Source organism: Paenibacillus sp. FSL M8-0212, from assembly GCF_038004645.1.
GTDB lineage: Bacteria > Bacillota > Bacilli > Paenibacillales > Paenibacillaceae > Paenibacillus.
Genome location: NZ_JBBORP010000001.1, coordinates 815,457 through 830,432 on the forward strand (window position 1 = coordinate 815,457; position 14,976 = coordinate 830,432).

The following is a 14,976-nucleotide window of genomic DNA, read 5'->3' on the forward strand; positions in this document are numbered from 1 at the left end:
CCTTATTTTCTGGAGGCCACTGCAAATGTAGTCTCCGTCTTGGCACCTTCCCCTGTCTCGACAACAAAACTCCATGTTCCTTCTGTTGTCCGAGTACCAACAAACCAGTTCCATTCAATAATTCCATTCTCATCTGCGGTGGCCCATCCGATGTGCTTCGCAGAACTTTCACCTGACTTGTAAAATATCGTTAAGTTGGCTGTCGCTCCTGGTTCTACCTTCACCTTGATCGTTGCATTGTTGCCTATGTAAGCCGGGTCAGGCTTCGACAGTACCGTTGCTGAACCCGCAGTATCCCCATCTCCTGCGCTGCCATCTGATCCTTCTCCGGTATCTCCAATCCATACCCGTTCTGCCGCAGCAGCCTGAATCCGTAGCGGTTTACTGAGAAAGGGAACTTTTACCGGCAATTCATAACTCAGTTCAAGTCGGAAATATGGATTTGTTTTGTTTTTGAGATCAGGTATCGAAATGCCATTCACATGAACACGTTCCATATTCAGCAGCGTTGGCTCGATAAATGGTTGAAGCAGCGGTTTTACCGTGGGATCAAGTACAGTTTCCAAGACGGATGTTTTGACCTCCTGTAGTGGCTGTTCACCACTAGCCGCTACTGAACGTACCCAATCACTTAATGGCTCAGGTAGAGAAGAAGCATAACCTTCTGCCCATTCCGTCAGAGATAATTCTGGTATCTTCCAACCCCCTCCAGAACCTTCTCCGCCGGCAGAATCAGAAGGTGTGAATGCCAGGGAAACGGGATATATTTTCGTTGATAATTGCTTTACTGCTTCCCCTGCCGTGCTCTGTAGCGCTGTGGAGATTAGAGTCATTTGCACAATGAAAATGAGAAACATGATAAAGAACAGAAAGACAGGTAACACCAGTGAGGCTTCCAGAACCATGCTGCCCTGTTCCTTTTTCGGAGAACATATCTGCTTATTCAGAGACTTCAATCGTTGCAATCTGATTATTCGTGTTAAACGAATCTGCTTTTGTATGCTTTCTTTTTCATAATGTTGCTGCTTATCCATAATCCCTCCACCAAAACGATCCTGATCATTCAATAGGAATAATCCGCCTTCCGCTCAATGAAAAATCGCCCATCTTCAACCTGATCCTCACTACCCATAACTGCACCTATGCTTCTAACCACCCCTGGTAAAAACCACAGCTTGATGCTACTACGCATGTTACCCGAAGCGTACGTCTGTTTCTCATCTGGATTCACCCCAGTATTCAATCGAATTAGCGCCAGCATTCTGGACATTTTGCGTTCATTGTTGCTATGCATCAACAGGAACAATCGAAGATGGTCCCTATACGTCAATTTGACCTTGATATACTTGGACAATTCCACACTGCCCTCTTTTGCTAGTTTCACCATATCGGCAATGGCGTTTGTAATCCCGTATAAGATTGCCGCCGATAATACCAGAAGTGGGTTCCCAAGCTTGCTGTGCTCAATTAACCCTTCTGCCGTCCGAATAGCCAGCCGCATCCCAAATATCTCCGCATATGCCGCAGCGATGTTACCCGAAGGATTATGAAACCCGTAAACGATATACTCCAGTTCCTGATTCTCCAGTTTGAAGACATCACCAGCATCTCCACCACCTTCAGTCCAGGTAAATAACTGACCAAAATCCATGGAGTTGAAATAGGCTAAAGCATATTCATTCTGAAACAATTCGTCGCCAAGATTATCCAGCAGACCGGACATCCCGCCAAACAAACTGTCCATTCCCTTCATGGCATCTCCACCAGAGTCATAAGGATCTCCAGCAATCTCTGCCTTTTTGGCCTCCTCACGACTAGCCTCGTTAAAAGCAATATTAGCGTTGTAATATTCCTCCAGCTGTTTGAAAGCGTCCATGGACCCCGAACTTCCATTCTGAATCTGCGACAAGATTCGTTTGACATCCTTCAATTTCCCTTTGGATTCTTTGTCATTCGCTTTGCGCTGGGCATCCGACCCACGACCACTCTCCAGCTGCTGCTTACTTTGCAGGATGAGATTGGCAGGACCGCTACGTACATAGGTGTCCATATATCGCTCCGTAACCTGACTTGCCTGTCTGACCGCCGGTTTAATCGGAACACCGCTCATGCCTGTGACACTGCGAAGCTGTGTATTCAATTCCATGTTGTCTCTTCTGACGTTAGAGAAGTCCGTATTCTGGGAAACAACCCGTGCCTTCAATTGATCAAATAGGCTATCTGCCCTCACAAGCTCCGAAGCAAGAGAACGTGTACTTTTAGCTTCAGTGCCTGATCCTTCAGATACAGGACTCGTTCCAGGCAAATTCGAGTTGCCCACGTTGTCATAGCTCGCATTCTCCGAACGGTTCTCCCCCTCCGCGATCACACGTTTCATTTCCTCATTGATCTTGCGTGCTTCTTCGATTTTGGACTGTGCTTCCTCCAGCTTTGTTTGATGGGCCTGTAACGCGGGCTGCATGATCATGCTGATGCCTGTCACCACATTACCAACACCGGCCCGATAACGAGCCAGTTCCAATATGTATCGTTGCTCTCTGAACGGCAATCCCTCATCCGCCTGTTTCTTGTTAAGATAATCTGCATAACGTGCTGCTGCCTCGGCAGCTGTCTCTGGTGTTTCTTCCAACATTTCTTCATAGATAACTTGTGAAGGCGGGTCCATGATCAACTTTGGAAGATTCTTCAGCTTCTCCGCGGATTCCGTCTGATTAGCAATGGCTTCATCCAGCAATTCTTCACGTTTGTCATATAACTTCTGTAATTTTTTCAGCAAGTCTACCGTGTGCGCAGCTTCCTTCATCTCGTCTGACATCGGTTTGAACCGATTGATCACTTCAAGGGTAAAATCAACCGGAGCCCGATACTTCATGTCCTCCTGAATCTGGCGATTAAATATATCGTATCTGCCTAGTTCACGCTCCATGCTCAGTGAAGTTGTATCCCACTGGATATCCAGAATGGGAAATCCATCTTTTACAGCTGAAGGCTTCACACTATCATTCAGCACTTTAGCCATAATTGCATCCCCACTGCTGTCGCCATACCCGAATAAACCATACTCCCGGAGTGATGTGTCATAGGCTGACATGACGGATCTCATCGCAGCATGAGTCATGCGTTCAGTCTGCACCTTGAATGCCGCTATACGAGCGTAATCAATAAATATTGCTACAAACATATAAACTCCGGCCAATATTAATATTAAAAAAAGGGTTACGGCTCCCGACTCACCGTCTTTTTTTCTAAACAGCTCCGCCCTCCTCCTTTTCTCACTTTTTGCTTTTGCCAAAATGCTGCACAACCTGTCCGGCTTCTGCCGCTGTACTGGTGGCCGCACCGCCTTTACCTTTAAACTTGGCTGCGTAATAACGGACCAGATCTACCGTTCGAATGAATTCAACTGGTTCAACAACTGCGGACGATCCTTGAGTGAGGACATGGTTACCTGAATCGAACAAAAAAGAAGGAAGAGGCAAAGAAATTACTTGTTCCAGCTTGGTTGTTATTTTCCGCTGAATCAGAGAATTCTGATACTCAATCGTTCCTTTCATAGCTGAAGGCATATGCTGCACCGCTTGTGCTAATTTCTGTTCCGAAAGATTGCCGCCTTCACCAGCAGGTATAGAAACGCTAACCTGATTATCCGCTCCCGCCCAGCCAAATAGTGCTCCAAGCATACGATCATCCGTCAGTCTCCAGTACAGATTGTCATGTTCTCCAGCGACAACTTCACCCGTCATCGCCTGCTTGTGGCTGTTGTCCCAGCTATAGGCTGCACGTTCGGAAGCTGCATAGGCATGTTGATTCAAAAATGTCTTTTGATACATGTACATGGTAAAGAAGAGCAACAACACAAGAATAAACAGCACAACAGGAAAGATCAGGGAGGCTTCAACCGTGAAGCTCCCTTCTTCTTTTTTGAACTTGTTATTCGAAAAATTCATTACTTTTATCGCTAACATTCTTCAAAAGTCTCTCTACCAACGTCTTAATTTGGTTTTTAAAAATCAAAGCAATAATGATAATAACCCCGATAATCAGAATCAGCTCCAACGTGCCGAGCCCGTCCTCTTCTTTCCAAAATGCGTTTACCTTGTTTTTCAATAATCCCATCATCCCAATTCCTCCTACATATTCATCATCATAAAAGCAGGTGCCCCGATCATGACCACAATCGTAAAAAAGATCAGTACCATCGGAAACACCAGTTTGGAAGAAGCCTGTTCTCCCTTCGCCCGACTGACAGCCTTGCGTTTCTCCCACAACACATGTGACAGATCCCGCAGCGCCAATACAAAGTCACCTCCCCCACGCCGGAAATTCAGCAGCACTGTTGTCGTAAAAATCGTCACTTCCTGTACACCGCAGCGACGACTGAACTGTTCAAATGATTGTTGAAACGAGTACCCATTATTCCAATCTCCCACCGTCTTTCTGAGTTCGTTGTACAACGGATGATCCCGTTCCCCCTGGCTTGTCACACAGTGAACGATGGCACGTTGCACGGTCTCCCCTGCGCCAACCAGCAGTACAATTCGGTTCAGCAGCTCAGGCAGTTCCATAAGAATATCCTGGTCTCTTCGCTGCACCTTTGTATTGAGGTCTTTGTAGAGCGCAAAAGGTAACGCTGCACCAAGCGCGAGCCCACCTACCATACCTCCGATGCCCATATCTCCAACGAGTGATAACAGGCATCCCACCAGCAGCATGAGCCACGTGTAGGTCAACATTTCGGCGCAATAAAGCATCGTTTTTTCTCCACTGTGCTGTATGCCATACATTTTCTGAATGGCATGTTGCATTCGAAACATGAGCACTGGCAATCTGCGTCCAATGTCAAACTTGTCCAATATAAACAGGAAGGGGCCATGTAATTTTTTCAGTCGTAATCCTTCCATATCCAGCTTGCGCAGATGCCGGTAGGTCTGTCCCCGGGTTCGATCCAGCACCAGCCATCCCGCTCCGAGCATCCCTGCGACTATAACGGGAAGCAGCATCGTTTCAGCTCCTTATACTTTGATATCCATAATGCGATTAATCCACAGATAACAGCAGGCGAGTACTGCCAAGGCACCACTTGAGATGAGGTAGCCCATCCCGCTATATAACGGCTCCATAAAGTCTTTAGCGGTCAGATTGAGGAATATCAGAAAAATAAATGGAGCGGCAAACATCACCTTTGATTCGAACTTTTTCTGCGAAACCGCGACCATAATATCCTGCTGAATGTCCAGCTTCTCCCCAATCACCGCAGAGGTACGACGCACAACCTCAACCAGATCCCCGCCAGTTCGTTTGCACGTGATGAACACATCTGCAAAATTCGTAATATCTTCAATCTGCGCCCGATCCGAAAAATCCTGTAGTGCCTCTTCAATTGGTTGTCCATACTCCATCCGTGTCCGCAATATCGTGAACTCACGAATCAGATCGGTATCCGCTTCCGGGTTCAACATCCGCAGATCCTCCACGGATTCCTTGAATCCATTTTCCACCGATTTTCCAGCGGCTAGTGCCGAAGATAATGCATATAGCGCTTGCTTAAAATGTAAACTGAGTGTCATTCTTTTTCGTTCCAACAGCACTTTAGTCCAATGTTTTGGTACCCATATGCAACCCGCAGCCAGGATCGCTCCAGCCAACCAGTGATGGTAGAACAGAATTCCGATGCCAAAAAACAGCAGACCACTAATCAACATACAGACCATTCGTTGTCTCCGGGAAAGCGTATATACGGTGTAATCCGTCAACATCTGTCTGGCTTCACCCAACAGTAATCACCTTCCAATGACTTTAATTCACGTTGTTATCTGATAAATTTGTTTCAACACTATATTGTTCTATGTATCCATCCAGCCATTCCCCAAGCCCAGCCATCTGAATTTTATCCACCTGATTCAACTTTCCAACCTGTACTAACCCGCCAATAATTTTGCCTTCACGCTCTTCTTGTTCCTGGAAACGAAACAGTGGATTCAGCAAAACCTCACCGTTCTGCATCCCAATCACTTCACTAATCTCTGTCACCCGCCTTGAGCGATCTCGTAGCCGGGACAGATGTACAAAAATATCGATTGCTGAACTAATCTGCTGCCTCACAACGGCAATGGGAAGATCCGCACCACTAAGCACCATCGTTTCGAGTCTGCTAATCATGTCCGAGATGGTATTCGCATGCCCAGTTGACAAGCTTCCATCATGGCCAGTGTTCATGGCCTGTAACATATCCAGCGCTTCTGCGCCCCTGACTTCCCCAATCACAATCCGGTTTGGACGCATCCGTAAGGAAGATTTGATTAGATCCCGAATAGATATCTGCCCCTTGCCTTCGGTATTGGCATTCCGCGTCTCCAGTGATACCAGATTTGGTACCGTAACAATCTGCAACTCAGCCGAATCCTCAATCGTTATAATCCGCTCATCGGCAGGGATAAACTGTGATAATGCGTTCAGAAAGGTCGTTTTTCCCGATCCGGTCCCACCTCCAATGAAAATGTTGTATTTGCTCCGTACCAACTGCTGCAATAATTCTGCCGCTTCTTCATGCAGGGCTCCCTTGTCAATCAGATCGGACATCTTCATCGGTTCACTGGGGAATTTACGAATCGTCATCGTGGGGCCTTTCAAGGCAATAGGAGGCAACACGATATTGACCCGCGAACCATCCTTTAAACGGGCATCTACGATTGGAGAAGACTCATTCACAATCCGGTTTACCCCGGACACAATCATCTGGATGATATCCTCGAGCCGTTCCCTGGACTCAAATTCAAGGGTGATCTGGCTGACTTCACCTTCTTGCTCCACAAAAATCTCCTTGTGACTATTGATCATAATTTCCGTAATATCGGGATGATCCACAAGTGGCTGCAAAATATCCAATCCACGAAAGGAGTCAAACAATCGCTGTACCAGCGTATGACGCTCTCCTGAGGTCAGATCATCCAGCTTCGGGTCAGTAAGAACTTTGCGTTCTATCCCCTGCCACAGTTCATCATCTCCTGCGGAAGAGGTTAAATCGAGGCCAGCCCTGACTTCCCTGCGCATCATCTGAAACTGTTCTTCACGATCCAGTATTCTATTGGATGAATCCGTCATAGTGCCCACCGATCCTGCTTCTGAATTCGTCCCGTCTGCTTCAATTCTTCTTCGCCATCTTGTACCAGCATGGCACATAATCTCTTCACTTCGCGTTGAAAGATCGGAGAACTAAGCATGACTTCCTCCTGACTGAGTTGCTTCCAAGAAGGGATATAGGGCAACACTGCATCCAGATGCAGATCAGGACGTGGGAGTGCATTGACGACATTGTCCCGATATTTGTTAACCACAAAGCGTGAACGCTCCGATATACTTTCGTATAGATCTGGTTTCGTACGCTCAGCATGCTGTAACCATTGCCCCCATCGATGCATGGCAGATATATCATCCTCAACCAACCAGACAAATGCATCTGCTGCATCCAGTACCCCTTCACTGCGCCCATCCCAATCGGAATCCCCATCCAGAATCAACACGTCATATTGTCCGCAATCCGTTAAATAACGAAGCAGATTCGACGTATCCTCACGAGTCATTTGCAACAGTTCTTTCCGATTCGATAATGGCCAGAATACATCGGATCTCAGCGCTTCATGCCGGACCACATATCCATCTACGCCCTTCGATTGCGCCTGTAACTGCTTGCCGAATTCCTTTCTGCCCACCTTCAAATCGTATAACAGGCGTGACAATCCCGTCTCCGCATCCGGGTGACGCTGCCCACTTCTAATTAGTCCCTTTTCCAGAAACGGGAGCGTACTGTCCAGCGTCTCCAGATTAAGATAGAGAACAGCATATCCCGCAAGTCCCAATTGCTTCGCCATATGCAGGGCTACTGCCGTTTTGCCACTTCCACCCGAAGCGGATACTACACCGATGGAGAGAGTCTCTTGCCCCGAATGGTGAACCTTCTTACGGCGTGGCTGTCGGCAAGCATGCATCACAGCATCCAGCAAAGCAGGCAAGGGTTGATATTTCATCAGCCGTTTGGTCTCATCCACCTCTTCCATCCCTTCACTAAGCATTAGCCAAGGTACACCTGATCCTTCTCCCCCGTTATTCAGCCAGTCATTCAGAAACTCCGGTTCCGCAATAACCAGATCCGGTAATTCTCGACCTTCTTGCTCATTCATGTGATCCTTGAACGAATCCCCTTGGGAGAATGCCGTGAAACGCACATGGAGACCAGGCGAATTTCCCTGTACATAATCAAGCCAGGCGCTAATGTAATCTCTATCCTTCGAAACCAGAACTACCTTCAGTACAATCAAATTTTCCTTCCCTCCCTGTCAAAAAGCACAAAAAAAACACCGTCCAATAACCGCATGAATATGCAGTATATGGACGGTGCTTCCGTCACGTGCTATGAATGTATGGATAATATAGCATACAATTTCTGGGGGAGCAAGGGATTTATTCTAACCCATTTCTCCTTAAGAGTTGTACGGTGAATCGAACTCAATAATGTTTCGGTCCGGATCAAGTACAAAAATCTGTGCGAATCCAGCCACACTATCAGGTCTCGCTTCGTACTCAATTCCCTGCTGCTCCAACCAGGCTATAGTCCCTGAATAACTGGTCACCCAGATCGCAAAGTGGCCGTCTGTTGTATCAATTCCAGCCTCACGTAACGTGTGACCCTCAGGGTGCTGTAACAGATGAAGTTGCTGGCTACCGATGGCATACCATGTACCTGTGGAGCGGAAAGCCGGACGTTCAATCTCTTGCATCCCCAGTAACCCCGAATAGAATTTCTTCGCGATTTCCAGATCACGTACAGCCAGACTAACATGGTGGATGTGTGCATATTCGATCATCTTTTATATCCCCTCTCTACTTCAATATGACTATACTATAACACCTTCAACCCTGACCATAATCTCCGCTAAACAGAAAAACACCCCTGATTTTAATCCGGTAAACCTCTCGGCTCACACAGATCTAGTTCAGAGGTGCCTGTTTTATTTAGCGCTATCCAATGCTTCTTGTGGAATCTTGATCTCTTCCACTTGATCCTGGTTGGAGAACGTACTGTTCATCTTCATGTCCATCGTCATTTTCTGTCCGTTCTGTTCCATTTCCATGACCATGGTTACGTCCGTACTTGCAGGCAGGTAGGTTTCTTTGTTGATCATGTATTTCATCTTCATGCTGGTGATATTCATCTGATCAAGCATGGCTTGCATCTGGGCATCCGATCCGTTCTGCTCCATCACGGCTTTGGCCAGTTCCTTCACGTTATCACCGGATACGTCAGCGTTAATCACATAATTGTCGCCTTCTTCGGTCACTTCAGTATCTTCTTCGATCTTTTTGAATTGCTCCAATTCACCTTCGGGATTCATACTTGCTTTCATCTGCTCAATCAGTTCCTTGGTTTGAGCTTCAGGAATCGCAACCCATTGATCCCCAACTTGAGAGTAGATTTTATCCGATGTGATGTACTGCTTCACGTTCTGAGCTTCCTGTCCCGACATTTCCATTTTCATCTCTTGATAGATCATCATTGGATCTTTGATAATATCCATCTTAAGCGATGTTTTAACCTGTTGATCCTGGGACTGTTCACCAGCATCCAGTTTCAGATTCTGATCAATGTTTGCTTCAGTTGTGAAGCTTTTCATTTCTTTGGTTGCTGCATTGGTTTTGGTAATCAATTCGTCCAGGGTAGGGATCTTTGTTTCCTGCTCTGCAGGTGTATTACCCTCGTTAGATGTTTCGTTGTTAGTCGCTGGCGGCGTTGCCGTATTATCTGTATCGTTACTGCATGCTGCCAAGCTCACTGCTAATAATGCCCCGATAAATAATGTAGTCCACTTCTTCAAGTTGTTGTCCTCCCAAAATAGATATGATCTGTATTCATTACCCAATTATTTCCGTTATTAATCATAAAAATCGATCTTTGATCTCCGGTGTAGGCAACATGCACGCTTCATCCTTGCCAAACCAGCGATAACGGTTGCGAGCAACCCAGTTATAGACTGCATTACGAATAAATTTCGGTACAATAATGAACACATATAACAACGGATAAGGAAACTTCAGACCCTTAGCCAGTCGCAGTGCGGCGGTTGAACGTGTATAGTATTTTCCATTTTCAATCAGAACAAAGGTATCCATACTGTCTGTCGACAAATTGCCTTTCTTCAACAGTTCCTTGGCTACATCCGATTGAAGCGATGCAAAATTATATTTCCCTTCCGGGTCACGCTTAATAATCCATTTGGTTAAGCCCTGGCAGAAGTGACAGACGCCATCCACCAGTACGATGGGATGTCCCTGATGCACATCCGTTTGATTTGCTGTCATATTGGCTGCCTCCTATTGTTGCGGTTAGAGTAACTTACCCACTTAGAGCCATCTTGTTCACTAATTCTAAATTTATTTATGGAGGTAGTTCAAAAAGACTGAAAACCACTCTTTTTGAACTCGCATTAATGGGAAATAGAAAGAAAAAGAGCGCAGGCACTGTGCCTACGCTCGTATCTGTCCGACAATTACTCCGTAACTGCCTTTTCCATCCATTGGTCATCGATCATTTGTTGATGCAGGTCACTTGCCCACTGGTCCATACATTTGCAAATAAAATCTTTGCGACATACTGGACAAGGCGTTTTCTGCAAACGACTGATATTGGTCATCTTCCATTCCGGGGAACGGGAGTAGAATACACGGCATTTTGTACCGTCTACCAAATTCATTTTAAATTCGTACAATCCGTCTTCCTTGTTACCATAAGCTAATTCTAAATCTGCAATACGCGGTCTATAAGACATGGATATCACCTGTTTAATTCAAATTTGGTTCATGCAATGACACTACTCAGTACTAAGTTATATTAAAGAAAATTCAGATCAATGTCAACTCACGCATGTCTACCCGCCAAACAGAATATCCAGAATAGTCCCTACCTGCCCCTGTTTTTTCCCTTTCAAGACATCCGGATCAAATACTTCAACATACCCGCAGGAAGCACAAGCCACGAACAGGTAGTGGTTATGCTGTATATCGAACATCTTGCTCAGGCCTGCTCCTGACATGGAAACTTCCTTAATGTTACAATCCGTGCCTCTGCATTTTGTACACACAAATCGCCGCTCGATCATCTCTTCAATACTCATCTTTGTTCCCCCTTTATGGAATGTGTAGCATGAAGTGAGAGTGCAATTATGTAAAATAGTACGCGATCTGGCATCTAATCTCCTGCATCATGTCCTTATATTATAATCAACACAAAACCCTGCCGATTGCCAGCAGGGCTTTGTAGTCGAACATCAGGTATCTGGGATACCCTGCTCTATATGTTCCCTTTACTTGCAGGGAGTCAAATCTTAGACTACGTTTAATACAACATCAATGTTGCCACGTGTCGCTTTGGAATACGGACAGAAATCATGTGCCTTGCGGGCCAGATCTTCTGCTTGACTGTGATCCACACCAGGCATACTCACGTCCAGGCGAACAGATAATTGAAAACCGTCATCCGCTGGGTCTTTACCAATGGATACGTTACTTGTAACGACCACATTCTCCAATTTCACACCTGCTTTACGAGCAACATTGGCAAGGGCACTCTCATAACATGCTCCATATCCAGCTGCGAAGAGCTGCTCAGGGTTGGTACCTTCACCACCGGAACCTCCAAGCTCTTTCGGCATTTTCAAATCATGTTTGAGCACGCCATCCGAAGAAGTTACTGAACCTGTACGTCCACCTTTAACTGTCGCTACTGCTGTATATAAAGCTTCCATTAAGAATCTCTCCCTTATCCATTTAGTTTTTACTGCCTTCCTTTCAATTTAAACTTCTGGCTCATTTTGAAACGCATTTTAGTTCTTTATAAGCTTTTACAACTTTATTATTTTCATGCATTTCAACGCCATGGCTGTATTTTTCCTAAGGTTGGGTAATATACGAAGGGGCATCTTCAAATTAGAACCGAAATTTTGTGTTAATACATAAAAGTTGCACTAGACAAAAATTATTGAAGGAGTACAATGTAACAATAAACATAAAAATTTAGATATATCATGCGTGGTTTGTCCCGCATCAATATTACCAAATCAATAATTCAAAGTCAGGTGATTATCGTATGAGTAAAAAAAATCCGTTCAACGCTCCTTCAAGAGAATCATTGTCTACTGCGGGCATGGCCCCTTCGCTTGGAGAAGCACATAGTTCCATGAAAGTCCCGCAGAATGCTGCATGGTGGAAGAAATTCCTCGCCTTTGTAGGCCCAGGATACCTCGTTGCCGTAGGTTACATGGACCCCGGGAACTGGGCAACAGATATCGCAGGTGGCTCACAGTTCGGGTATACCTTGTTATCCGTTATCCTGTTATCGAACCTGATGGCCGTTGTACTTCAATCGTTGGCCGGAAAGCTTGGAATCGTCACTGGACGGGATCTGGCCCAAGCCTGTCGCGAACGCTTCAGCATGCCTGTTGTCATGATGTTATGGATACTGTGTGAGCTTGCCATTGCAGCTACCGATCTGGCTGAGGTCATAGGTTCTGCCATCGCGTTAAAGCTGTTATTTAACATCCCCATGTTATACGGCGTGATCATCACCGCAGTTGATGTACTCCTGATTCTTGTACTGCAAAACAAAGGATTCCGCGCCTTGGAAACACTTGTCATTGTGCTGATGGCGACCATTGCCCTCTGCTTCGGGATTGACCTTTTCCTGGCAAAACCGGATATGGGCGGTGTTCTCCATGGTTTTGTACCAAATGTTGAGATTCTGCAAAACCCGGCTATGCTCTATATTGCCATTGGTATTATCGGAGCAACCGTGATGCCGCATAATCTGTACCTGCATTCTTCCATTGTGCAGACCCGTCAGATCGAACAGACACCACAGGGTAAAAAAGAAGCTATTCGGTACTCGACCATGGACTCGACAATCGCACTGACACTCGCCCTGTTCATCAATGCGGCCATCCTGATTGTATCTGCTGCTGTATTTCACAGTGCAGGCATGACACAGGTTGCCGAGATCGCAGATGCCTACCATCTGCTGACACCTCTATTGGGTACTACGGTTGCAAGTATTCTGTTTGGTGTGGCGCTGTTAGCATCAGGTCAGAACTCTACCCTTACAGGTACACTCGCTGGGCAGATTGTTATGGAAGGTTTCCTGAACATTCGAATTCCGGCTTGGCTGCGCAGACTGGTCACACGTCTGATCGCCATCATCCCGGCGGTAATTGTCACTGCCATTGCAGGAGAACATGGCACAGAAGAACTGCTCATTTTGAGCCAGGTCGTGCTGTCGCTTCAATTGCCCTTTGCTGTAATTCCCCTGGTGATGTTCACGAGTGATAAAAAAAGCATGGGTGCATTCGCCAACAAATTGTGGCTCAAAATCATCTCATGGGTCATTGCCGCGATTATCGTTGTGCTGAATGTATATCTGATCATTCAGACGATTCGGTTATTCTAATCTCGTTTTTATCGACCAAATACTAAAAAGGCTGATCAACTCCGGTATTCAATACCAAGTTGATCAGCCTTTATTGTTGCAGTACAGCAACGTGTTTCCTTTTATAGTAAAACGCTAAACTCTAATAAACAATTATCTAATCCTGATTGGGCACCAGTAACGGCAGGAGTTCATCCAATGAGTCAACAGTCCAATCCGCACGTTCCTCATCCGATCGGTCTGGCTGGAATCTTCCGTAACCCTGCATAATTCGAATCGTAAGCATGCCCAGCTTCCGAGCAGGTATAATGTCGTTGTCGATCCGATCCCCAACCATGACGGCTTCCTCCGGTTCACAGCCGGCCTGTTTCAAGGCTACAGCGTATAACTCAGGGTCTGGCTTGGACACACCTTCTTCAGCAGAACAGGCGAGAACGTCAACATACTTCCGCAAGCCGTAGCTCTCCAGTCTTTCTTCCGTTCCGGGACTCTGATTGGCAATGATGCCAATGCGATAATGCCGTGACAACTGCTGAAGAACGGAATCCGCTGAAGGAAAAGGACGTTCAAGATCTTTTTGAAACTTCAACTTGTCCTGAATCTGTTTCTGGTGTCCCTCGTCTTCAACGAAGGTGCGAATCGCCACTCTCATAGGCCGTTGCTCATATTTCTGGTAACAGTTCGCGAACAGTTCGCGTACCGCCTCAATTGTCACCGGATACCCCAAAGCACAGGCTTCACGGACGAACTGTCCGATAATATCATCAACCGGCTCCCATTCATCCACCAGTGTATCTCCAACATCAAAAAACAACCACTTTAATCCACCCACATCCGGCACGCCAATTCCTCCTTGTAAGCCACAGGCAATCTAAAAGTTCGTGTTCAAAAAGTCTTGAACTACCTTTAAAACCATAAAAAAGAAGACTCACCATCTTGCATGAGTCTCCTCAAACTTCCGTTTATCGATACATTCAATTATAACAGGCACCTTACACCTGAGCAATCACAAGCTATGGCATTAACCATTGAGGAGAAAGCCAACTTCCCCATTGAGCGAATATACAATCCGGTCTGCGCCCATGCCCCGATAGATGCCCTTAGGATGACTCTGCTCCGTAATGACGCACAGGGATTTCGATGTCCATGAACGGCAGATCTGTAAATAACGACAGGTCAGATTCAGGCTGTTCTCAAAAATAAACACGTTGCCTACGCTGCCCTGCGGCAAAAACCATTTTTGAGCTGCAGCCGTATTCATGCGAATGACATGTTCGACTCCGATTCTACGGAGTCTACGCTCTTCCCCTGCACTGTTGGTTAGAACGGCAAACGGCATTTTTTTGTACATTAGTAATTTGATAAATTTACGTCCTGCTTCATTTGGAGCAGTCACTAAGATCATCTCAGTATCCATCATTCGTTCCTCCCTTGGCGTGAAAAGACAACAAAAAAGAAGCGTGGGGGACCAAGGCCTCCCGAACGCTTCTTAAAGAATCCATGGCGAA

17 protein-coding genes are annotated in these 14,976 nt (G+C 46.0%); 1 reads left to right on the plus strand and 16 read right to left on the minus strand.

What is annotated here, in order from left to right; all coding sequences use genetic code 11:
• Positions 1-2 precede the first annotated feature (2 nt).
• The 14 genes from MKX68_RS03800 to MKX68_RS03865 form a co-directional block, all read right to left on the minus strand.
• Positions 3-1,034: a pilus assembly protein gene (locus tag MKX68_RS03800; protein ID WP_445671102.1), complete on the minus strand. Its 1,032-nt coding sequence runs from the start codon at positions 1,032-1,034 to the stop codon at positions 3-5.
• A 29-nt stretch (positions 1,035-1,063) separates the two neighbouring features.
• Positions 1,064-3,181, minus strand: a complete 2,118-nt coding sequence (locus MKX68_RS03805; protein ID WP_340909252.1) for a hypothetical protein — start codon at positions 3,179-3,181, stop codon at positions 1,064-1,066.
• A 91-nt stretch (positions 3,182-3,272) separates the two neighbouring features.
• A complete protein-coding gene (locus MKX68_RS03810) occupies positions 3,273-3,947 on the minus strand; it encodes a TadE/TadG family type IV pilus assembly protein (RefSeq protein ID WP_340909255.1) in 675 nt (224 codons plus the stop codon).
• Positions 3,931-4,119 carry a Flp1 family type IVb pilin gene (locus MKX68_RS03815; protein WP_340909258.1) on the minus strand — a complete coding sequence of 63 codons (189 nt, stop codon included), beginning with the start codon at positions 4,117-4,119 and terminating at the stop codon, positions 3,931-3,933. Before MKX68_RS03815 ends, MKX68_RS03810 begins: the two co-directional genes overlap by 17 nt.
• Before the next feature lie 11 nt (positions 4,120-4,130).
• The gene (locus MKX68_RS03820; RefSeq protein WP_338592232.1) at positions 4,131-5,000 is read right to left on the minus strand and encodes a type II secretion system F family protein; all 870 of its coding nucleotides are present in this window, start codon (positions 4,998-5,000) and stop codon (positions 4,131-4,133) included.
• Between the two features lie 12 nt (positions 5,001-5,012).
• Positions 5,013-5,756, minus strand: a complete 744-nt coding sequence (locus MKX68_RS03825; RefSeq protein ID WP_091016179.1) for a type II secretion system F family protein — start codon at positions 5,754-5,756, stop codon at positions 5,013-5,015.
• A 40-nt stretch (positions 5,757-5,796) separates the two neighbouring features.
• Positions 5,797-7,101, minus strand: a complete 1,305-nt coding sequence (locus MKX68_RS03830; protein WP_338594871.1) for a CpaF family protein — start codon at positions 7,099-7,101, stop codon at positions 5,797-5,799.
• Positions 7,098-8,315 (minus strand): nucleotide-binding protein, encoded by a 1,218-nt coding sequence (locus MKX68_RS03835; RefSeq protein WP_340909262.1) that lies wholly within the window; start codon positions 8,313-8,315, stop codon positions 7,098-7,100. Before MKX68_RS03835 ends, MKX68_RS03830 begins: the two co-directional genes overlap by 4 nt.
• Before the next feature lie 162 nt (positions 8,316-8,477).
• Positions 8,478-8,861 (minus strand): VOC family protein, encoded by a 384-nt coding sequence (locus MKX68_RS03840; RefSeq protein WP_047842030.1) that lies wholly within the window; start codon positions 8,859-8,861, stop codon positions 8,478-8,480.
• A gap of 144 nt (positions 8,862-9,005) precedes the next feature.
• Positions 9,006-9,869, minus strand: a complete 864-nt coding sequence (locus tag MKX68_RS03845) for a DUF6612 family protein (protein WP_340909264.1) — start codon at positions 9,867-9,869, stop codon at positions 9,006-9,008.
• Positions 9,870-9,930: 61 nt separating this feature from the next.
• Positions 9,931-10,353, minus strand: a complete 423-nt coding sequence (locus MKX68_RS03850; RefSeq protein WP_340909266.1) for a thiol-disulfide oxidoreductase DCC family protein — start codon at positions 10,351-10,353, stop codon at positions 9,931-9,933.
• Positions 10,354-10,541: 188 nt separating this feature from the next.
• Positions 10,542-10,820 (minus strand): hypothetical protein, encoded by a 279-nt coding sequence (locus MKX68_RS03855; protein ID WP_017690003.1) that lies wholly within the window; start codon positions 10,818-10,820, stop codon positions 10,542-10,544.
• A gap of 99 nt (positions 10,821-10,919) precedes the next feature.
• The gene (locus tag MKX68_RS03860; protein ID WP_036610816.1) at positions 10,920-11,165 is read right to left on the minus strand and encodes a zinc ribbon domain-containing protein; all 246 of its coding nucleotides are present in this window, start codon (positions 11,163-11,165) and stop codon (positions 10,920-10,922) included.
• 210 nt (positions 11,166-11,375) lie between these two features.
• Positions 11,376-11,795, minus strand: a complete 420-nt coding sequence (locus tag MKX68_RS03865) for an organic hydroperoxide resistance protein (RefSeq protein ID WP_017690005.1) — start codon at positions 11,793-11,795, stop codon at positions 11,376-11,378.
• Between the two features lie 398 nt (positions 11,796-12,193).
• Between MKX68_RS03865 and MKX68_RS03870 the strand changes: the two genes are divergently transcribed.
• The gene (locus MKX68_RS03870) at positions 12,194-13,489 is read left to right on the plus strand and encodes an Nramp family divalent metal transporter (protein WP_036669231.1); all 1,296 of its coding nucleotides are present in this window, start codon (positions 12,194-12,196) and stop codon (positions 13,487-13,489) included.
• A gap of 136 nt (positions 13,490-13,625) precedes the next feature.
• Here MKX68_RS03870 and MKX68_RS03875 read toward each other — a convergent pair whose 3' ends face one another.
• A complete protein-coding gene (locus MKX68_RS03875; RefSeq protein WP_340909268.1) occupies positions 13,626-14,309 on the minus strand; it encodes an HAD family hydrolase in 684 nt (227 codons plus the stop codon).
• 180 nt (positions 14,310-14,489) lie between these two features.
• The gene (locus MKX68_RS03880) at positions 14,490-14,885 is read right to left on the minus strand and encodes a hypothetical protein (protein WP_017690008.1); all 396 of its coding nucleotides are present in this window, start codon (positions 14,883-14,885) and stop codon (positions 14,490-14,492) included.
• Positions 14,886-14,976 lie beyond the last annotated feature (91 nt).